The organism is Salinisphaera sp. Q1T1-3, from assembly GCF_003602005.1.
Classification (GTDB): Bacteria; Pseudomonadota; Gammaproteobacteria; order Nevskiales; family Salinisphaeraceae; genus Salinisphaera.
In genome coordinates this window covers 215,746-235,931 of sequence record NZ_QZWD01000003.1, presented here as the reverse complement: position 1 = coordinate 235,931, position 20,186 = coordinate 215,746, and the positions used below count along the sequence as shown (strand labels likewise).

The following is a 20,186-nucleotide window of genomic DNA, read 5'->3' as shown; positions in this document are numbered from 1 at the left end:
GAAGACGGCAGCGCCGCAAGCATGCCGCGCCGGGGCGAGGCGAACAACCCGAGCAACCGATGAGCGGTGCCCGGCAGCCGCCCTATTCTTGCAGATAGAGACGACTTTCACGCCAGCGCCGGCCGCCGTAGCGCACCAGCACCGCAATGGCCGAGGCAGCCGGCAGGGCCAGCAGCACACCGATGAAACCGAACAGCTGCCCGCCGGCGAGTACCGCGAATATCACCCAGACCGGATGCAGACCGATCTCGCGGCCGAGCACGAGCGGCGTGAGCACCATCTGCTCCATGACCTGACCGATCGCGAATACGATCAATACCCAGACGATCTGCACCGGGTCACCGGTCTGCACCAGCATGGCGAGTGTGGCCATCGACACGCCGGAGAGCACGCCGACGTAGGGGACGAAGCTGATCAACCCGGCCCCCAGACCGATCACCAGCGCCAGATCGAGCCCGGCCAGCCACAGGCCGATCACGTAGATCGCGCCGAGCACGGCCATGACGAGCAGCTGACCGCGGATGAAGTGGCCCAGCACGTCGTCGGTCTCGCGTGCCAGCTCGGTGATCGTGCCAACATAGCGACGCGGCATCTGCTCGCGCACGAAGGCGGTCATCCGATCCCAGTCGCGCAGCAGATAGAACATGATCACCGGCACGAGCAACAGCGTGATCGCCCAGGAGAACAACGCCGTGCCGGAGGAAAAGGCCTTGCGTGCGATGGTGGTCGCCACGCCGCTTGCCGACCCCCAGTTGTTGGCGATCAGTCGCTGGATCGATCCGGCATCGATGCCGCCCGCGCCCGGGGCGATTCGCTGTATCCAGGGATTGAGCGTGTTCTGGACCCAATCGATATAGCGCGGGATGTTGCGCAGCAGCGTTTCGAACTGGGCCTGCAGTATGGGCAGGATCAGAAAGACCGCCAGCGTGCCGATGAGCGTCATCCCCAGAAACACGACGATGACGCCGCCGGTGCGACCGAGACGAAACCGTTCGAGCCGATCGACCATCGGATCGCAGACGTAGGCCAGACCGGCACCGAGCACGAACGGCAGCAGCACCGAATGCAACAGCACGACTGCCGCGACGAGCACGGCGAGTCCGATGGCAGCAAGCGTACGACCGCGCATGCGTCTCCCTGACCGGTAGGCGTTGCCCCTTTTCCACGGCGGGGCCGGCAAGCCGTTACAATAGCACGCCCACGGCCGAGGCCCGGCCCCGTGTTTTCTCCTGTGACAGGTCGTAATCCGTGAACGAGCGCACTTCCCTGACTTATGCCGATGCCGGCGTGGACATCGATGCCGGCAACCGCCTGGTCGATGCCATCCGCGACCCGGTCGAAGCCACGCGCCGGCCCGAGGTGATCGGCGGCCTGGGCGGCTTCGGCGGTCTGTTCGAATTGCCGGTGGCGCGCTATCGCCGCCCGGTGCTGGTCTCCGGCACCGATGGCGTGGGCACCAAACTCCGGCTGGCGATCGAGCATCGCCGCTTCGACGGCATTGGCGTCGACCTCGTGGCCATGTGCGTCAACGACGTGCTCGTCACCGGCGCCGAGCCCCTGTTCTTTCTGGATTATTACGCCACCGCGCATCTCGATGCCGAGGTGGCCGCGCCGGTGATCCGGAGCATTGCCGCGGGCTGCCAGGCCGCCGGCGCTGCCCTGATCGGCGGCGAAACCGCCGAGATGCCCGGCATGTACGCCGCCGGCGACTTCGACCTGGCCGGCTTCTGCGTCGGCGTCGTCGAACACGATGATCGCATCGACGGATCGGCCGCAGCCGCCGGCGATGTCGTGCTCGGACTGGCATCGAGCGGGCCACATTCGAACGGATATTCGCTCGTCCGTCGCATCATCGATTACGCGGGCGTGGACCCGCAACTCGAAACCGTGGGCGAGACATCACTTGTCGATGCGCTGATGGCGCCGACCCGGATCTATGTCGCTGCCGTGCGCGATCTGCTGGCCCATCATCGGGTGCATGCCATGGCCCATGTCACCGGCGGCGGCCTGGCCGAGAATTTCGCGCGCGTTCTGCCCGATCATCTGGCCGCACGGCTGGATGCCACAGCCTGGCGGCGTCCCGCGGTATTCGACTGGCTGGCCGAGGCCGGCAATGTCTCGGAAGCCGAGATGGCCCGCACGTTCAATAACGGCATCGGTTTCTGCCTCGTGGTCCCGGCCGAGACGGCCGAGGCGGCACAGCAACGACTGGAGGCATCGGGCGAAACCGTCTATCGTCTCGGCACACTCGACATGCGAGCCACGGATGCACCGGCCGTGACCTTCGCTTGATGACGGCACGTGACGACGCCGCGCCGGCGCGGCTGGTGGTGCTGATCTCGGGGCGCGGGCGCAATCTGGAAGCGATCCAGGGCGCCATCGAGGATGGCCGCCTGAATGCGCGTATCGTGCTGGTGGTCAGCAACAAGACCCGTGCGCCCGGCCTCCAGTTCGCCCGTCTGGCCGGGCTGCCGACCGTGGCCATCCAGCCGCGCCAGTTCGCCGATCGCCAGTCCTATGACGCCGCACTCGCGCACCGCGTCGCGGCGGCGCGGCCCGACTGGGTGGTGCTGGCCGGCTTCATGCGGGTCTTGAGTCCTGCCTTCGTCGATCCGTTCGCCGGCCATATCGTCAATATTCATCCGTCGCTGCTGCCCTTGTACAAGGGCCTCGACACCCACGACCGGGCACTGGCCGCCGGCGACAGCCATCACGGCGCGAGCGTGCATCTGGTCACCCCGGCGCTGGACGACGGGCCGATCATACGTCAGGGCCGCATCCGTATTCGGCCGACGGACACCACCGAAACACTGGCCGGACGCATCACCGATCGGATCGAAAAGAAACTCTACGCCGCCGCCCTGGCCGATCTGATCGAGGCACGTGTACACGTTGCGCCGGACGGTACGCTCATCGACGCGGCGGGCCGAGCCTACACGCCGCCTGTCGAGGATTACGACTGACATGACGTTGTTCTTTCGCTCCCGCGTGCGACACGCGGTCGCGGCCCTGGTCTCGGCCGTCGCCCTCCTCGGACCGGCCAGCAGCCTGGCCGCCGCCCCCGGCGCCTCGGATGCCGAGCTAGAAACGGCTACCACGCCCTTCGATGCCCGCTTCAAGGTGGTCAAGGCCGGGCTGCCGCTCGGCACCACCCGGTTTCAGCTGGCTGCCGGCGATCAACCCGACTGCTTCGTGTATCGCGGCAACGCGAACCCGAATGCGCTGGTACACATGTTTCTCGGCGATATCACGGAACAGTCGAACTTCTGTGTCGTGGACGGCGTAGTGCGGCCGATGCGGTTTCGCCACACCGAGGCCGGCAAGCCCAAGAAAAGCTATACGCTGCGCTTCGACTGGTCCGCCGGCAAGGCGCATTACCACGACAAGGCCGGTCGCCAGAAGAGCTATGACATCGAGTCCGGTGTGCAGGACCCACTTTCGCTACAGATCGCCGCACGGGCCTGGGTAGCTCAGCAGAGCCGCACTGGCGTCAAACCCGGCGCCATTGGCGATACCCGGTTCTCGCTCGCCGATGACGACGGTGTCGAGGCGTTCAAGCTGACCACAGCCCCCGGCGGCAACGTGTCGGTCGGGGCCGGTCGCTTCAATACGCTGCGGGTGGCGCGTTCAGGTGATCATGCACACACGCTGGTCCTGTGGCTGGCAACGAACCGGAACTGGCTGCCGATCCAGGTGGAAACCGGGCACGACGGTTCAACGTTTATCATGCAGGCCAACCAGTTGACGCTCGGCGCCGACGGCAAGTGACCGGGCCGCCGGCGCCGCCGCTCACGTCCGCGGCAGTGTGACGCCGCGCTGGCCCTGATACTTGCCGCCGCGGTCGGCGTACGACGTCTCGCAGATTTCGTCGGATTCCAGAAACAGCATCTGGGCCACGCCTTCGTTGGCGTAGATCTTGGCCGGCAGCGGCGTGGTGTTGGAAAACTCCAGCGTCACATGGCCTTCCCACTCCGGTTCGAGCGGCGTGACGTTGACGATGATGCCGCAGCGTGCATAGGTGGATTTGCCGAGACAGATCGTCAGCGTGCTGCGCGGAATCCGGAAGTATTCGACGGTCGAGGCCAGTGCGAACGAATTCGGCGGGATGATGCAGACATCGCCCTCGAAGTCGACGAACCCCTTAGGATCGAAGGCCTTCGGGTCGACCATCGCGGTGTTGATGTTGGTGAATATCTTGAACTGGCGCGAGCAGCGCACGTCGTAGCCGTAGCTCGATACGCCGTAGGACACGATCCGCTCGCCGTCGCGTGTCTTGATCTGATCCGGCTCGAACGGCTCGATCATGCCGTTCTGCTCGGCCATGCGACGGATCCACTTGTCTGACTTGATGCTCATTGCTGCGTGCTCGGCGACGGAGAGTCCGCGCTAGTCTAACGATGCCACCAGGCCGCGCCCAGCGGCGCGGCCCGGCTCGGACCGGTCATGGGCCGGCACAGCCCAGCGGAATACGCGGTGTCTGCGCACCACGCGCTACATCGGCCAGAAAACCGGCGGTCTCGCATTGCATTTCGGCCGTGGTCGCCTGACCGGCCTGCGGATTCACCTGGCCACTGGCGGTCCCGGCCATGGGATCGAGGAACGTGCTGTGCGCGCCGCTGGCGAATCGAATCACACGTCCGGCCGAGACCGCATCGCGCGCATAAGGCAACGACACGTCACGCGAGACCAGACCGAAAGCGGCCGCCAGTGGATCGGTGCCGGACAGCGGTGCCCCGATACAGACCGTATCCAGTGCCGGCGTGTAACCCGGACTCGCCGGGCAGGCACCCGGCGCCGGAGCACTGAAGTCGGGGCCGACGTTCACGGGTACCGCATTCGGCACGACAGTATCGGGCGGGTTGGTCCCGCCGTTGCCGCCACCGACCACCTCGATCATGTGCAGCGGATGATTGCCGGCACCGGCAGCGGCATGGTTGATCGGATCGGCCGGGTCGAGCAACGTCTGGGCGATCCGGAGAAAATCCTGCGATGCCTCGCTGCCCTGGGCGATGCCGGCCGCCCTCAGGCCGGCGGTGATCTGCGGTCCGAAGGCTGCCGAACCGGCCAGCAGCCGAATCACGCCACCGCCCGGATTGGCCAGCGTGATGCCGTCGATCGCCTGTCGATCGGTCACGCCGGCGAGCGTGCCACCGACAATCGCGCCCAGCGAGTGGCCCACGAACTGCGGTGCCCGGCCGTCCAGACCGATCGGCTCCCCCCCGGCGACCGGAATACGGCCCTGGCGCAGCGTCGCCGCCAGGTCGATCAGGTCGACCACGGCTTCGCGTGTGTTGTCGCGCGAGGTGATCGGGCTGCGCAGATTGATGAAATTGGCGCCGGAAGCGTCCACCACACCGTCTCCGTCAGCATCCAGACTGAAGGTCCGTTCGGCGCCGTCGATGGCCAGCGCATTGCTCGCGGGCAGCCCGTGCAGCGGCAGATCGATGGCCACGGTGACGAATCCGGCCGCGGCCAGCGCCGGGGCGATCGCGAATACGTTCGTACGATTGGCGGTGATGCCGTGCTGGAAGATCACGACCGGCCAGCCCCCGGCCGGCGGCTGACCGCCGCTGGCGCTGTTCGCGTTCGGCACGGCCACCAGCACCGGCACCGACTGCACCGATCGCATCGCCGGTCGCGGATAGCATCCGGTCGTCGAGACCGGCCGGGCAATATCGCGACACGCCACGCCGCTGCCGTCGAGCGCACGCAGCGTCGCATCACCGGCCGCCGCGGTTCCGTCGTTGTGCCAGAACCCGGTCAAGGGCGTTTCATCGTCGTTGTCGGCGTCGTTGGCCGGCAGGTAATAGGCCAGATCGACGGTGCCCTGATACAGATCGGCCGTATCGGCCAGCGCCGGATTGATGTCCCCGGTGGACAGACGCCCGCCCTGGGCGTTGGGCAACGCACGGACGCGAATCCCGCCATCGGCCGCCGCATTCGGGTTCACACGCGGCTCGGCGGCCAGCGCACGCAACGAATCCCCCACGCTCTGCGTCGTGAAACGCCATGCGACAACGGCCTCGTCCGCCGAGACGTCGGCCGACTCGAGCAGCGGCCGGACCATCGTGGTCCGGATCAGCGCCAGCTGTCGACGCTGCTCGGCCGAAAACCGGGTCGCCGGATTGGCATCGGAACCCACGGCATCCGCACTGGCCACGACGGCGAACTGATCACTCGGCGCAACGCGACCGCCGTTATCTGCCGTCAGTTCCCGGGTAATCACCACGCCATATGTCGTGGCCGGATTCAGCGGCTTGAGCGGCCGGATGAGCAGACGCGGGTGGTCCACTGAAACCGACGAGCGCACGACATCGAAATCGGTGCCCGCGCTCAGCGACTGACCGTTCGACAGATCGATCAGTCGCACGCCACCGTCGTTGGCCGAGGCCGTGTCGATGGCCGCACCGTCGAAGTCGAGATAGAGATTGTCGGTCGTGGAAAAACCGTCAAGCCGATTGAGCCCGGCGACCAACGGATTGCCCGCTGCCTCGGAGACATTGAGTGTGCCATCGGCCGCCAGCCCGGTCAGCGTGGCGCTGTTGTTCATGGCATCGACGAACAACAGATCGTTGGGGAACGGTAGTCTTGGTGTCTCGCTGATCGGCGCATAACGGCTGGTCGCCGCGGCTGGTGTCGGCGTGCCACCCGTATCGCGACCGCCGCCGTCATCCACGTCCGCTTCGTCACTACAACCGACCAGACTGGCGACGAGCAGGCTCGCCGCCCCGATAATCAACGCGCGTCTCATGATTCCCCCCCGATGTCACGTTCCGGCTCCCGCCGCTGGAAGCACTGTGTGACCGCCGATGGCACGCTACTACTGGCAATAGGTCGGATAGCCCTCACCGGATATCTCACGCGGGTCTCCGAAAGACGGCATACCGCCTTTCCGGAATCCGGCGTCGCCACAGGCATCGCTGACTTCGAGACAACTGTTCAATCGCGGGACCGTTTCGAGCGCGGGTTCAAGGCTTGTCCGGTCGCCGAACGCGGACCGATCGGCTCGGCGTCTTCCGATGATCACCTGCGTGCATGCCCCTCGGCGGGCCCCTGCGACCAAGGACGCATATGCGTGCCCGTCACTCTATGAAACGTTGCGCGCGGCGCGACGGGGGTCTCATCGGCCTTTGATATCAGGAGATTGCCTTGAGCTCGACATCCACGACGAATGAGTCGCTCTTCGATCGACTGGGCATGCCCCACTCGATTCGCTGGGGGTTTCTCGGCGTACTGATCTTCATGACCGGCAACGGCACGGCATCGAATTTCATCGCCCCGCACATGCAGAACGCCCTGTCGGGCGCCGGTGCCGAGCTGGTACCGACCATCATCGCCATGTACAGCCTGGCGGTGCTGGTCGCATCCTATCTGTCCGGTGCGCTGGCCGATCTGTTCGGACCGCGCCGCGTGATGCTCTGGGGCTTTCTGACCTGGGTGATCTTCGAAGTCGCGTTCCTGTTATCGCTGCGGCTGGAATCGACCGCCCTGGTGTTCGCCACCTATTTCATGCGGGGTTTCGGTTTCCCGCTGTTCGCCTTCGCTTTTCTGGTCTGGATCAACGCAGTGGTACCGCGGCGGCGCAATAGCACGGCCGTGGGCTGGTTCTACGTCATGTTCACCGGCGGCCTGCCGACACTCGGCTCGTTGTTCGCGGCCGGCACGATTCCGCTGTTCGGCGGCGGCGCACTGGGCGAGACACTCACCATGTGGGCGTCCATCGGTCTGGTCACGCTTGGCTTTCTCATCGTGTGGCTTGGCGTGCGCGACCCGGCGGGGTACGGGCGACTGGCACCCGCCGACGAGAGCGCGGCCGAGGTGCTCACCTCCGGCCTGCGTCTGACCTGGAACGAGCCACGCGTGCTGCTCGGTTTTCTCGTGCGTCTGATCAACACGGCCCCGGAATTCGGCATGTTCGTGATCATGCCGGCGGTCATTGCCGATCAACTCGGTTGGGGGCAGTCCCGATGGCTGTTGATGACGACGTGTATCTATGCCGGCAACATCCTGCTCAATGCCGTTTTCGGCGCGATCGGCGATCGCTGGGGGTGGACCCGGACAGTCCGCTGGTTCGGCGTGGTCGGCTCGGCCGTCGGGCTGCTGGCCTGGTGGTATATCCCGCATCTGGTGCCCGCCGGCTCCGACTGGGGCTATGCCGTCTCGGTCATCGCGGGCATGGTGTTCGGGATTCTACTGGCCGGCTTCGTGCCCCTCGGAGCGATCCTTCCGGCCCTCACGCCGCATCACAAGGGCGCCGCGATGGCCATGTACACCACGGCCGCCGGCGGTGCCACATTTCTGGGCACCGCCGTGGTGGCCATCGTTCAACCCTGGGGCGGAAACGTTGGCGTTGTCTGGGCCTTCGTTGGCCTGTATGCCGTGTCCTTCATCATGACGTGGTGGCTCAATCCGGATCAGGCAGCCAGCCGTCAGGCCGATTGATGAGCACGACACGGCATATACGCGGCGTTGTGCCGCGGCCCTTGCCGAAAGACAAGGGCCTGTTTGCCAGCCCGGCTGGCACTAGGCACGATAACTGCATGGGACGGCAATGCGGGCCGTCAGTCGCCACGGCACGGCCCGAACCCGGATGAAACCTGCCCGGAGGCTGGCATGATGAGTCGTCTGCAGTGCGTCACGACCCGGCATCGCGCCGCAGGCCGCAACCGGCCTCGGGCTGGCTGAGAACCACCGTCATGGACACGCAGCTCGATGCCCCGCGCGCTCGGCTGTCCGTTGGCTTCGTTCTGTTACCTCGTTTCACGATGTTGCCCTTCGCGGCCTTCGTGGACTGTCTCCGTCTGGCCGCCGACGAAGGGGATACCAGTCGGCCGGTCCAGTGTCGCTGGCGTTTCCTCAGCCCGGACGGTCGCCCGGCCACCGCCAGCAACGGGGCCCAGATCGCGCCGTGCGAGCCATATGCACAGCGCGCGGTCGAGGAATTCGATTATCTGGTCGTCTGTGGTGGCCTGCTCGACGACAAGGCCGCGGCGGATGCCGCCACCATTGCCTATCTGCAACGCGCCGCAGCACGCGGCGTGCCGTTGATCGGCCTGTGCACCGGGCCGTTCGCCCTGATCCAGGCCGGCCTGATGACCAACCGGCGCTGCTGTGTCAGCTGGTACCACTACAAGGATCTGACCACGCGTTACCCGGACGTCATGCCGGTCGCCGACCGTCTGTTCGTGGTCGACGGCGACCGCATCACCTGCTCCGGCGGCACGGCGGCCGCGGATCTGGCGGCCTGGCTCATCGAGCGTCACATCGGTCGCGCCTGGGCGCAGAAGAGCCTGCACATCATGCTGATCGACGGCGCGAGGCGCGGCAACACTGCCCAGCCACAGCCGGCCGTCCAGGATCAGGTCCAGGACAATCGAGTGCGGCGCGGCATTCATATCATCGAACAGCACCTCAACGACCCACCGAGCACCACGGCGCTGGCCGACATGCTCGGCATATCGAAGCGTCAGCTCGAACGCGGCTTCATGCGTGAACTCGGCATGAGCCCGAGCACGTTCTCCCGCGATCTGCGGCTGCGCTACGGGCTGTGGCTTCTACACAACACACAGCGCTCGATCACTGAAATCAGCGCAGAGTGCGGCTTTGCCGACAACGCCCACTTCACACGTCAGTTCAAGCGTCAGTTCGATCGTTCGCCCTCTCATATCGCGCGTCAGGCCGACGAAACGATGCCGCCGCCCGCGGACGAGGACCTGGCCGGGCTGTTTTCGAGACGCTCACATCTGTGAGCCTGACTGCGGCGTCCGGCAATGCGATCGAAAGCACTTTCGCCAAGAATCCGAAAAGACAGTCTCTCGAAGCGAGGTACGTCGATATAGCGTCAACCGGACCAGAATGCCCTGCATCTGGGACCAAAGTATTAATTATTACAGACCAATTGATGATGAATACCGATCGGTTTATTTCAGATCAAATTCGCTCAATCGGTGCCGCCCGCAACGTCAATCATATTCAAGCACTTTAGGGACTTTTGATGTTTCGTGCGAGTCCGCGCCTAGCGCGCCCCGAAATTGACGATGGGCGGCAAGACAAGGCGTCGTGCGCGCCGTGCCGTCATGCTGCGCCAGCGGGCGACAACGCTGGATTGCCGTCGTGTTTTTGATTTTGGGACGCTTGTCCCTTCGGGTTGGGCTGCAAATCCCGCCCTGCGGCGTTGCGAGCCTGAATCGTGCCACGCCACGATCGGCGACTCGCGCCTTGCCGGACACACGGCGGTCTCTCGACGAAAAGGCGCTCGAACGAAACCTCAACAGGCCCTGGGACACACCCTTGCCCCATCGTCGGCTTATCTCGGCATTCGATGATATCGACTCTTCATGCATCGGCTTGACCAATGAATAATCTACGCTCAAGTCGCTGGGTATAAATGAATAATTATTGGCAAATAAACTCACCCCCTCGAACACGGGATCTCGACAAGGCGCGAACGAAACACGCTGTTTGACCGGGCCGCCGTCAGCGACTCTTTCCCCAATTATCCCTATACGAATCGCCACGTCTTGTTTCTTATGTCATCGACATTTCTGCATTGATCCCTTTCCCGATCCGGCCGTCGTCGATCGTCACGGGTGCCGCATGCGTCAACGGCGTACCGTGCGGGTCACTGGTGAGCGCTCAGAATACAACCCTTTTATTATCGGTGACTTGGCCTACGGCTTGCCTTCTTTCAAACGCTGACCGGTGCATGACGAGACACCATGCGATGCGTGACCTTTCCGTAAGCGACATGATGTTTTGTATTCGCGACATCGATCGTCGTCAAATCGAAAATAACGTAAAGTTTTTCATTACTGTGATTTTTCGTTGTTATACTCGATTACTCACATCATTGCGCCGCAAGGCGAGCGGGTGACCCGTGATTCAATCCAGCCCTTTCCAGACAGGACAACCCTGCCGAATCGGATTCGTGCAGGTGCCGGGTTATTCCGCGATCTCGCTTTCGTGTGCGATCGAGCCATTGCGCATGGCGAACCAGCTGACCGATCGTCAGCTCTACGACTGGGCGGTCTTGAGCTGTGACGGCGAACCGGTCGAGGCGAGCAACGGCCTGACGATCGCACCGACCCGTGCCTTCGAGCGCGACGACGAATTCGATATCGTCTTCGTCTGCGCCGGTGTCGAGGTCAAGCAGGCCTGCGATCGCCGATTGCTCAACTGGCTTCAGCACATGGCCCAACGGCATACGCCGCTGGGCGGCCTGTGCACCGGGCCCTATATCCTCGCTCGGGCGGGTGTCCTGGACGGCTATCGATGCACGGTCCATTGGGAACACATATCGAGCATCAACGAAGAGACCGAGTTTCCGAACACGCTGTTCTGTTCGCAGCTGTTCGTCATCGATCGGGACCGCTATACCTGCTCCGGCGGGGTGGCACCACTGGATCTGATGCTCAATATCATCAGTCAGCAGTGCGGCACGGAACTGGCGGCCTCCGTATCGGAGGAATTCGTTCATGATCGCATTCGCGGCGTGGGAGACGCACAGCGCGTGCCTCTTCGCGCGCGTGTCGGGCCGAGCCAGCCCAAGCTGCTCGAGGCCGTGGCACTCATGGAGGCGAATATCGAGGAGCCGCTGACCCTGAGTGAACTCGCGCATTACGTGAACATTTCGAGACGCCAGCTCGAGCGGCTGTTCCGCACGCATCTGGACCGTTCGCCGACGCGCTATTATCTGGAGCTGCGTCTCAAGCGCGCACGGGAGTTCCTACTGCAGACATCCATGTCGATTCTGGACGTCGCGCTGGCCTGCGGCTTTTCGTCTTCGCCGCACTTCAGCAAGTGCTATCACGACTACTACGCGCTGCCGCCCAGCCAGGAACGGCGTCGACAAGCGACCCAGATCCGGCGCAATGAACCGGTCGCGGTACAGGAAACCACGCCGCACTGATCGCGCCAGGGCCGAAGCCGGCGGTCGACCAGACCGGCCGGCAGGTCCAGGGATCCGCCGGTGATCTTCGCGAGGCGGCCGCGACACCACGCGTGCCGCCACGTCGGTTTACAAGAGCTGTCAGTGCGAGCTCAAGAACCCTTCCGAACGCAGATAGTCGGCGATCGCCTGGGCAGCGTCTTCGGCCGCCGGGTCGATCATGAGCGCGCCCTGCCCGGCCTGGGTCTCGCTGGCAGCACGCAGACGATCGGCGGCACTGCCGCCGCCCGACACCCGGATTCGTTTCGGACGCGGTCGTGCCGGCCGTATGTCGGCATGTTCGGCAACCGGGCAGGCAACTTCGGGCGCGAGTCTTCGAATCGTGCCCCGGCGCGCCCTGGCCTCGGCATATATCGGACGCGGCGCGGAGGCAGCATCCACCGTAGCGATGAGCGGTGTCATGGCTTTCAGCGAACGGCGCCGGCCGCGTGGCAGAACCTGTGTCAGAGCCAGGCCGCCGTCACTCGAAGCGAGCGTATCGATCGCCGGCACAAGCGTATGGCCGAGTGCGTCAGCCAGGTCGTAGGCCAGCATGCCGCTGCCCTCGCCGTCTTCGGCACAGGTGCCGGCCAGCACGACATCACAACGCCGGGCGGCCAGATAGGCAACCAGAGCTGGCCGGATATCCCGATCCGCCGGCAGCTCGATCACATCCAGGCGGTCCAGCGATCTTCCGCCTGCGGTCTGGCCCAGATAGTCACGCAGACCGGGCGACTCGGGATCGCCAACGTGCACGGCACGCACGCGCTCGCCGACCGACAACGCGAAGGCGAGCGCGCGCGCATCGGCGATCGCGGGGCGGACGCGATCCGAGCCCGGGTGTCGGCCGAGCGAGCAGATGACGGTGATCTCAGGTATCACGGGCTTGGGCCTCCAGCAGTCGCGTCAGGGCCGGCATGACCTCTTGCGCGTCCTTGATCGCGGACAGATCGCCGCGCTTGACCATTTCGGCGTGCAGATCGGTGTTCACGGCCACGACTTTTTCACAGCGTGCAATGCCCTGGAGATGTTGTGGTGCCCCGGAGATCCCGAAGGCCAGATAGCAGCGTGCCTCGATCAGCGTGCCCGAGGCGCCGATCTGGCGCTCCCGCGGCATGAGCCCGGCATCGCAGACCACACGCGAGCCGCCCTCGGCGGCACCGAGCGCGCGCGCCAGCGCATGAAACGCGTCCCAGTCGGTCACGCCGTTGCCGGCACTGAGCACGAAATCGGCCTCGGCCAACGGCACCGCGCCGGGGTCGATCGGCAACAGGCCGAGATCGCGGATGCCACCGTCGCCGTCGCCGATATCGACGGCCGGCGGCGCGACCGGCCGTGCTTCATGACATCGATCCGGGGCGATCGGATCTTCGCATTCGGGGGCGAGCAGCAGCACCCGTGGCGGCGTTCGCGTGTAATCCGAGCGAGCGCCATCGCCGCGGCTGACGACTTCGTCAACCCGCAGGCGATGCACGCGCGTGGCCGGCGTCACATGGCGGGCCGCGGCCACGCGCCGACCGATATCACCGCCCGCGACGAGCGTATCGGCGAACAACAGATGGCGCGGGGCCAGCTCGGCGATGAGCGCTTCGATCGCGGTCGCACGATGTGCCGGGGCATAACCGACATAGCCGGGATCATCGAACCGAATCAGCCGGTCGGCGCCGGCCGGCCCCGGATCCTCGCCCGGCTCGAACACGACGGCGACCACGCCGCCGCCGTCTCGATCAGCGAGCTTGCGGGCCGCACCGAAGACATCCCGATCGTGGCTCGACAGGCGACCCGCTTCATAGTCCGGCACCACCACGATCCAGAACGCCGGGTCCTCGATGCGCGTGATGGCCGGCCCGGCAGCGACGGCGTGTGCTGCCGGCGCGCCGGCGGCCGTGCCCGCGCCGCTGCGACCCGATCGATCGAGGCGCAATCGACCGGTTGCTGCGGTCATCGCCTCACGCCGAATCCGGCGCGGATCGCGCCGTGGCCGACCGGTCGGCCCGACTTCGATCAACGGTTCGATCGTGGCGTCGGGATCGCGCTCCCGACGTGGATCGCGTCGCGGCCGGTTGCCGTCGGGCGGTGCCAAGGCACGACGGGCCCGTCTACGCACTCTCACGCCACACCTCCGCCGCCGGCTCGGCGGTCTCGATCGCATCGGCCAGCAGGTCCGCGATGTCGACGACTTCGGCCCGCGGCTGGACCACGCCTTCGAGCATCGTGGCGCAATGCGGACAGGCCACGGCCACGGTCTCGGCGCCGGTCGCCGCCACGTGTTCCATGCGGACATCAGCGATGCGACGACGGCCCGGGATATCGGTCACGGCCAGCCCGCCGCCGGAGCCGCAACAACTCGACCGCTCGCCGGACTTGTGCATTTCCGTGATCGACTGGCCCATGTGTGCCAGCAGTTGGCGCGGGGCCTCGGTCTCGCCGTTATAACGCCCGAGATAACAGGGGTCGTGATAAGTCACGGCCATGGCTTCGCCAGCGGCGGCCGGCAGGCGCCCCTCGACGACGAGTCGCGAGAGGAAAGTCGTGTGGTGGCGTACCGTGTAATGGCCGCCAAGCGCCGGATACTCTCGGCCGATGGCCTGTAGCACGTGCGGATCGGCGGTCACGATCTCGTTGAAACGATAACGATCGAGCGTGGCGATATTCGTCCGGGCCAGTCGCTGAAAGGTGGCTTCGTCACCGAGTCTGCGCGCCAGGTCCCCGCAATCGGCTTCTTCGGCACCGAGAATGGCGAAGTCCACGTTCGCCGCGCGCAACAGTTTGACCAGGCTGCGCAGCGTACGCTGGTTGCGTCGCTCGAACGCGCCCTCGCCCATCCAGAGCAGAACATCGCAGCGGCCCGTCTCCGAGAGCAACGGAATATTCAGATCGATGGCCCAGTCGGCACGTCGGGCAGCCGGCCGGCCGCCCATGTTGTCGGATTGACGCAGTTCGTCGAGCACGGCCGCGCCCTTGGCCGGCGTCGCGCCGGCTTCCAGGGTCTGGAAACGTCGCATGTCGATGACGGCATCGACGTGCTCGATCATCATCGGACATTCGGACACACAGGCCCGGCACGTGGTGCAGGACCAGAGTGTGTCCGGGTGGATGCCGGCCTCGGCATCGATCAAGGCGCCGCCGCGCGATTCCGGACGCCCGTCTCGATCCGGGTGCCCCTGACCCCGATACCGGCCCGTGACGCCGCCGCCCATTTCCGCCGATACCAGATCCTGGATAAGCGCCTTCGGGTTGAGCGGCAGCCCGGCCTCGAACGCCGGGCAGGCCGCTTCGCAGCGCCCGCACTGGACACAGGCATCGAAACCGAGCAGCCGGTTCCAGTCGAAATCCTTGGGCTGCTCCGCGCCGATCCGCTCAGCCGACAGATCGGCCGGGGCAAGCGCGGTGTCACGCGCGTCGTGATCGAATCGCTGCGGGCGCGGATGAAACGCCAGATGCAGCACGCCGTTGACCGCATGCTTCATCGGCCCGAGTGCCATACCGACATAGAGTTCGGCACAGGCCCAGATGCCAATTGCCAGCAGCGGCCAGGCCAGTACCGACGACCACGCGATCGGTGGCGCAAGACCGGCGGCGGGCAGACTCGCCACGCTGAAGAAGACGACGAATGCCGTCAGCGACCACGGCAGCCGGTCGTATCCGCCGCCGGACAGTCGTGCGGCGCGTGTCGGCCGACGGCGTCGCCATTCGATCGTCACGCCAACAGCCATGGCAACCAGCGCCGCCAGGGCCAGCCACGCGGTGACAAGCCCGCCCATACCGAGCAGATGACGTATCAGCACAAACAACGTCGCCGCCACGAAGCCGCCAGCGGTGAGCACGTGCATGCGCGCCACGCGCGCCCCGGTATCGGCCGTATCGTCGGTGGTCAGCGGTCGCCGCGAGACCACGTGATGCACATCGACGAGATAGCGGCGTGGCACCTGGAACAGCCCGCGCCACGCAATCGGCCGTGATCGCCCGGCGGCCCAGCGGGTCGCCCGCCAGGCGATCGCCGCCATCAGAAGCAACAGACTGGCCAGCACCATCCAGCCGGCCGGGTTCGTCCCCGTCATGGTTCAGAAATCCTTGGCGAGCCGGAGCGAGTCGTAGATCGCGCCGTGGATATCGCGCGGCGACACACAGTCGCCGACGCGATAGAGCAGATAGCCCTCGCCATCGTAGGTCGGCTGCGGCGTGGCCGCGAACAGGGCTTCCATGTCGACCTGGCCGTTGTTGCGGCTGCCGGTCTTGAGGGCGTAGTAGAGGTCCTCGCGCGGGCGCACACCGTTCTCGACCACGATCTGGTCAACCGCGCGCTCTTCTTCGGCGCCGGTATATTCATTGGCCAGCACCGCGATGAGCTGGTCGCCCTCGCGATAGACATCGGCCAGCGCGGTATTCGGTGTGAACACCACGTCATGTGCCATGAGCCGCTTGTTGTAGACCGGCTGACTGGTGCCGCCGGTCGCCTCGCCGACCGCCAGATCGGGCGTGACGATCTCGACCAGCGACTCTCGGTTGGCCAGATAATCGGCACAGCTGACGCCGGCATAGCCGCTGGTCACATCGAAGACCAGCGCGTTGGCACCGGGCTCCACCGCCCCTGAAAGAATATCGTGGCTGCTGACCACGAAATCTTCGTCGGCATGCCAGCCCGGGCTCTGATCCAGATATGGGCGGCCGCCGGTCGCGACCATGATGATGTCCGGCGCCAGAGCCAGCACCTCGTCGGCGCCGGCCTCGGTCGACAGATGGATATCCACACCGAGACGCTTGAGTTCCATGACGAACCAGCGCGTGATGCCGGCGATCTGATCACGGGCCGGCGCCTTGGCGGCGATCTCGACCTGGCCGCCCAGACGATCCGTCTTTTCGAACAATGTGACCTCATGGCCGCGCTCGGCCGAGACCCGTGCGGCTTCCAGGCCGGCCGGGCCGCCGCCGATGACCACCACCCGGCGCTGGGTATCGGCCTTGGCGATCCTGTGCGGCATGGTCTGCTCGCGACCGGTAGCCGCGTTCTGCACGCACAGGACATCCAGGCCGTCGTATTGTCGGTTGATGCAGTAGTTGGCGCCCACGCACTGCTTGATCTGATCGACCTTGTCATCGCGGGTCTTGTTGACGAAATGCGGATCGGCGATGTGGGCACGGGTCATGCCCACCAGATCACAATGCCCTTCCGAGATGATTCGGGCCGCCGACATCGGATCCTTGATGTTCTGGGCATGGATGACCGGCACATCCACCTCGGCCTTGATCGCCGATGCCAGATAGACGAAGGGCTCCGGCGGATAGGCCATGTTCGGGATGCAATTGGACACCGTGGCATGCGTATCCGCGCCCGAGCCGATCACGTCGATGAAATCCACCATGCCGGAGGCCGAATAGCGCGAGGCGATCTCCAGCAGCTCCTCCTGGCCCAGCCCGTCCGGCAGGAACTCGTCGCCGGCCATCCGCATGCCCACCGCGAAATCGTTGCCGACCTCGGCCCGGATCGCCTCGAATACCTCCAGACCGAAGCGCATTCGGTTCTCGAGGCTGCCGCCGTACTTGTCGGTGCGCTGGTTGGTCCGGGGGGACCAGAACTGATCGATCAGGTGCTGGTGCGCCGCCGATATCTCGACACCGTCGAGCCCGCCTTCCTTGGCCCGGCGGACAGCCTGGGCGTACTCGCCGATGATGTGCTCGACTTCCTCGGTTTCGATCGTCTTGCAGGTCGAATTGTGGACCGGCTCGCGAATCCCGCTCGGCGACACCAGATGCGGCCAGCCGCCGCCGTGCCAGCTGGTGCGCCGGCCCATGTGGGTGAGCTGGATCATGAGCGCTGCGCCCTCGCCCTGGACGGAGGCGGACAGCTGCTGGAAGTACGGGATGATGCGGTCGTGGCTCACATCGACCGCGCCCCACCAGACCGGCGTCGGGCTCGTGATCGAGACCGAGGAGGAACCACCGCACATCGTCATGCCGATGCCACCCTTGGCCTTTTCCGTGTGGTAGGCGCGATATCGCTCGGTCGGCATGCCACCTTCGGTATAGACCTCACCGTGGGGCGTACTGACGATCCGGTTGCGCAGCGTGAGCCTGTTGATCGTGAGTGGCTGAAACAGCGCATCGAACTGACTCATAGGACACCGCGCCCGAGCGCCTGCGGCGCCACCCGGTCGACGTTCAAAACAGCACGAATCGTCATGGCCCGCTCCCGAGCTTTCCGTTGGAATGATTTCAGTCTATGAGCGGGCCGTTTTTAAGGAGCCTTCGATTGCGACGCAAAATTTCACAGAAACGTCATCACTCGAAGACCCCACGTCGTGACTTGATCGAGGAATGGCCAAACCCAACCCGGCTACCCGGCACGACCTGTCTTCAAGTCGGACACACGCTTGCGCAGCCGCCATCGACGAGATTGGCGCCGGCAACAGCGGCATCTTGTGCGTTCGGGATACGAGGCGTCTTCCGACGCGCTCGGTCCGCCGTTCGGGAAACGACGAACCCGGCCGGCGTATCAGCGATACGCCTTGCCATGCGCCTATCGAGTCGGCATGCCCGCATAGGCCACGGCCAGCTGGATCGGCACTGACCCCCGGCCCGCGTCGGCATTCAGCGGACCGGGCAACCCGTGCACCGGCCGGTCGCCGGCCACGGTTGGCACGGATCGATACCGATAGTCGCGCGCCCAGGCGCGCCTTCGGCTACTGTGCGTTGGCCAGTTTCAATTCGGGCTCCAGACCCTGTAGATTCGACAGCATCCGCTGGCTATACCAATCCAGAAAATCGATGATCCCGAATTCAAAAGTTTCCGAGTAGGGACCGGGCTCGTAAGCCAGAGAATTGATACCTCTTTGATTCTCTTCCGCCAGCTGGCGATCCTGATCGTTGGTGGCATCCCAGACCTTGCGCAACGTCTCGGGATCGTAGTCCACGCCTTCCTGGTTGTCGGCGTTGACCAGCCATTTCGTGGTCACACGAGTTTCCTGGGGCCCGATGGGAATCACGCGGAACACCACCGCATGATCCCCCATCACATGGTTCCAGGAGTTCGGGAGGTGAAGAATCCGCAGCGACCCCATGTCAGGGCTGGTCAGTCGCCCCATCAGCTGGCCGACACCCTGCTGGCCGTCGGGCGTCATCGATACGGTGCCTTCGACCAGCGGCGTCCGGGTGATCCGGTTCTGCTGGCCAAAGCGCTGGAGCCGCCACGGCACGCCTTCGCTTTCCCAATCGTTCTGCTTGCGCTCGACCACCTGCTTGTATTCCGGCGTGGCACGCGGATCCTCGGTGTCGTCGAACTGGTAGAGCGAGTTGAGAAGCTCGGGGTGGGCCCCGTTGCAGTGATAGCACTCGCGGTTGTTCTCGATCACCAGTTTCCAGTTGGCCTTTTCGATGATGTCGGACTCAGCGACGACCTTGACGTTGTCCATGCCGTGCGGCCCGACGTACTCGGAAAGCGCATCGCCGAAATCATCCAGCGCCGGCGGCTCGTCGGCCAGGCATATGAAGATGAAACCGCCATGGGTGCGCACATGGACCGGCTTGAGGCCGTAGGCCGACATGTCGAAGTCCGACCCCATGTCGGTGCCGGCGAACAGCAGCTTGCCGTCCAGTTCGTAGGTCCACTGATGATAGGGACAGACCAGCTTGGCCACCTTGCCGCTGGCTTTGCTGCACAGCCGCGATCCACGGTGCCGACATACGTTATGGAATGCCCGGATGCTGTCTTCCTCCCCGCGCACGACGACCACCGAATTGTCACCGACGTTGACCGTCAGAAAACACCCCTTCTTCGGAATCTCGCAGGTCATTCCTGCGAACAGCCATTCCTTTTCGAAGATGTTCTGCATGTCGAGCGCAAAGAGCTGCTCATCGTTGTAGAACGGCTGTGGCAAGGAGAAATTCCGGTCCCGTGCCTGGAGCATCTCTGCGGCCGCCTGTCCGGCTTTATACAACGGATCCTCGAGCGGAAAGCGAACTGTGGAATTCATGACTATGCCCTCACGGCACCACGCGATTCTTGATTGAACGAGCGCGCCGTACGGAAAATTTTTCCTTGCCGAATTTTCATCAACGATTCCCGGGGCCAGATGGCCGCCCGGGACATCATTGATTGAGTTCGGGATTGATTTTGATACAGCTTTCATCGCCCGAGTTGTCTGCCAACGACATGATGAATCATGCGCGCGACGTCGCCGGAATCGGCCTTCGTCGACCCCGGATGGTTCAGATAACTACGTGTCGCTGAGAGAAAAGTCGTGGTCGGAGCGGGCGCCCAGAA

General features: G+C 64.9%; 15 protein-coding genes. 6 read left to right on the top strand and 9 right to left on the bottom strand.

What is annotated here, in order from left to right; translation table 11 throughout:
* Positions 1-82 precede the first annotated feature (82 nt).
* Positions 83-1,129, bottom strand: a complete 1,047-nt coding sequence (locus D3260_RS04780; RefSeq protein WP_120097428.1) for an AI-2E family transporter — start codon at positions 1,127-1,129, stop codon at positions 83-85.
* A 119-nt stretch (positions 1,130-1,248) separates the two neighbouring features.
* On the opposite strand from D3260_RS04780, the gene purM reads away from it, so the two are divergent.
* From purM to D3260_RS04765, 3 genes are read left to right on the top strand one after another with little or no spacing between them, the layout of a single operon-like run.
* Entirely contained in the window at positions 1,249-2,292 is a 1,044-nt protein-coding gene (gene purM / locus D3260_RS04775) for a phosphoribosylformylglycinamidine cyclo-ligase (protein WP_120097427.1), read from the top strand.
* Positions 2,292-2,963 (top strand): phosphoribosylglycinamide formyltransferase, encoded by a 672-nt coding sequence (gene purN, locus D3260_RS04770; protein WP_120097426.1) that lies wholly within the window; start codon positions 2,292-2,294, stop codon positions 2,961-2,963. Before purM ends, purN begins: the two co-directional genes overlap by 1 nt.
* Position 2,964: 1 nt before the next feature.
* Positions 2,965-3,768 carry a DUF3108 domain-containing protein gene (locus D3260_RS04765; protein ID WP_120097425.1) on the top strand — a complete coding sequence of 268 codons (804 nt, stop codon included), beginning with the start codon at positions 2,965-2,967 and terminating at the stop codon, positions 3,766-3,768.
* A gap of 21 nt (positions 3,769-3,789) precedes the next feature.
* Here D3260_RS04765 and dcd read toward each other — a convergent pair whose 3' ends face one another.
* Both dcd and D3260_RS04755 read right to left on the bottom strand, forming a co-directional pair.
* Entirely contained in the window at positions 3,790-4,356 is a 567-nt protein-coding gene (gene dcd / locus D3260_RS04760) for a dCTP deaminase (protein WP_120097424.1), read from the bottom strand.
* 85 nt (positions 4,357-4,441) lie between these two features.
* Positions 4,442-6,751, bottom strand: a complete 2,310-nt coding sequence (locus D3260_RS04755) for an alpha/beta fold hydrolase (protein WP_120097423.1) — start codon at positions 6,749-6,751, stop codon at positions 4,442-4,444.
* A gap of 392 nt (positions 6,752-7,143) precedes the next feature.
* On the opposite strand from D3260_RS04755, the gene D3260_RS04750 reads away from it, so the two are divergent.
* Positions 7,144-8,442 carry an MFS transporter gene (locus D3260_RS04750; protein ID WP_370456279.1) on the top strand — a complete coding sequence of 433 codons (1,299 nt, stop codon included), beginning with the start codon at positions 7,144-7,146 and terminating at the stop codon, positions 8,440-8,442.
* 254 nt (positions 8,443-8,696) lie between these two features.
* Positions 8,697-9,749 (top strand): GlxA family transcriptional regulator, encoded by a 1,053-nt coding sequence (locus D3260_RS04745; RefSeq protein ID WP_120097422.1) that lies wholly within the window; start codon positions 8,697-8,699, stop codon positions 9,747-9,749.
* 213 nt (positions 9,750-9,962) lie between these two features.
* Here the strand turns inward: D3260_RS04745 and D3260_RS17445 are convergent, their stop codons facing one another.
* Complete coding sequence (locus D3260_RS17445) at positions 9,963-10,517, bottom strand: hypothetical protein (RefSeq protein WP_158583396.1); 555 nt, start codon at positions 10,515-10,517, stop codon at positions 9,963-9,965.
* 467 nt (positions 10,518-10,984) lie between these two features.
* On the opposite strand from D3260_RS17445, the gene D3260_RS04740 reads away from it, so the two are divergent.
* Positions 10,985-11,908: a GlxA family transcriptional regulator gene (locus tag D3260_RS04740; protein WP_120097421.1), complete on the top strand. Its 924-nt coding sequence runs from the start codon at positions 10,985-10,987 to the stop codon at positions 11,906-11,908.
* Positions 11,909-12,028: 120 nt separating this feature from the next.
* Here the strand turns inward: D3260_RS04740 and D3260_RS04735 are convergent, their stop codons facing one another.
* From D3260_RS04735 to D3260_RS04715, 5 genes are all read right to left on the bottom strand, one after another.
* The gene (locus D3260_RS04735) at positions 12,029-12,808 is read right to left on the bottom strand and encodes an electron transfer flavoprotein subunit beta (RefSeq protein ID WP_120097420.1); all 780 of its coding nucleotides are present in this window, start codon (positions 12,806-12,808) and stop codon (positions 12,029-12,031) included.
* Positions 12,798-13,871, bottom strand: coding sequence for an electron transfer flavoprotein subunit alpha/FixB family protein (locus tag D3260_RS04730; protein WP_158583395.1), 1,074 nt, complete (start codon positions 13,869-13,871; stop codon positions 12,798-12,800). The genes D3260_RS04735 and D3260_RS04730 overlap by 11 nt, the downstream gene beginning before the upstream one ends.
* 154 nt (positions 13,872-14,025) lie before the next feature.
* A complete protein-coding gene (locus tag D3260_RS04725) occupies positions 14,026-15,987 on the bottom strand; it encodes a DUF3483 domain-containing protein (RefSeq protein ID WP_233543961.1) in 1,962 nt (653 codons plus the stop codon).
* 3 nt (positions 15,988-15,990) lie between these two features.
* Complete coding sequence (locus D3260_RS04720; protein WP_120097418.1) at positions 15,991-18,042, bottom strand: NADH:flavin oxidoreductase; 2,052 nt, start codon at positions 18,040-18,042, stop codon at positions 15,991-15,993.
* 564 nt (positions 18,043-18,606) lie between these two features.
* Complete coding sequence (locus D3260_RS04715; protein ID WP_120097417.1) at positions 18,607-19,896, bottom strand: aromatic ring-hydroxylating dioxygenase subunit alpha; 1,290 nt, start codon at positions 19,894-19,896, stop codon at positions 18,607-18,609.
* Between the last annotated feature and the right edge of the window lie 290 nt (positions 19,897-20,186).

Excerpts from the sequence above, each read along its gene's own strand:
- D3260_RS04725 (WP_233543961.1), bottom strand. The coding sequence starts at position 15,987 with ATGACGGGGACGAACCCGGCCGGCTGGATGGTGCTGGCCAGTCTGTTG.
- D3260_RS04745 (WP_120097422.1), top strand. The coding sequence starts at position 8,697 with ATGGACACGCAGCTCGATGCCCCGCGCGCTCGGCTGTCCGTTGGCTTC.
- D3260_RS04740 (WP_120097421.1), top strand. The coding sequence starts at position 10,985 with ATGGCGAACCAGCTGACCGATCGTCAGCTCTACGACTGGGCGGTCTTG.
- D3260_RS04780 (WP_120097428.1), bottom strand. The coding sequence starts at position 1,129 with ATGCGCGGTCGTACGCTTGCTGCCATCGGACTCGCCGTGCTCGTCGCG.
- D3260_RS04765 (WP_120097425.1), top strand. The coding sequence starts at position 2,965 with ATGACGTTGTTCTTTCGCTCCCGCGTGCGACACGCGGTCGCGGCCCTG.
- D3260_RS04720 (WP_120097418.1), bottom strand. The coding sequence starts at position 18,042 with ATGAGTCAGTTCGATGCGCTGTTTCAGCCACTCACGATCAACAGGCTC.
- purN (WP_120097426.1), top strand. The coding sequence starts at position 2,292 with ATGACGGCACGTGACGACGCCGCGCCGGCGCGGCTGGTGGTGCTGATC.
- D3260_RS04715 (WP_120097417.1), bottom strand. The coding sequence starts at position 19,896 with ATGAATTCCACAGTTCGCTTTCCGCTCGAGGATCCGTTGTATAAAGCC.
- D3260_RS04755 (WP_120097423.1), bottom strand. The coding sequence starts at position 6,751 with ATGAGACGCGCGTTGATTATCGGGGCGGCGAGCCTGCTCGTCGCCAGT.
- dcd (WP_120097424.1), bottom strand. The coding sequence starts at position 4,356 with ATGAGCATCAAGTCAGACAAGTGGATCCGTCGCATGGCCGAGCAGAAC.
- D3260_RS04730 (WP_158583395.1), bottom strand. The coding sequence starts at position 13,871 with ATGACCGCAGCAACCGGTCGATTGCGCCTCGATCGATCGGGTCGCAGC.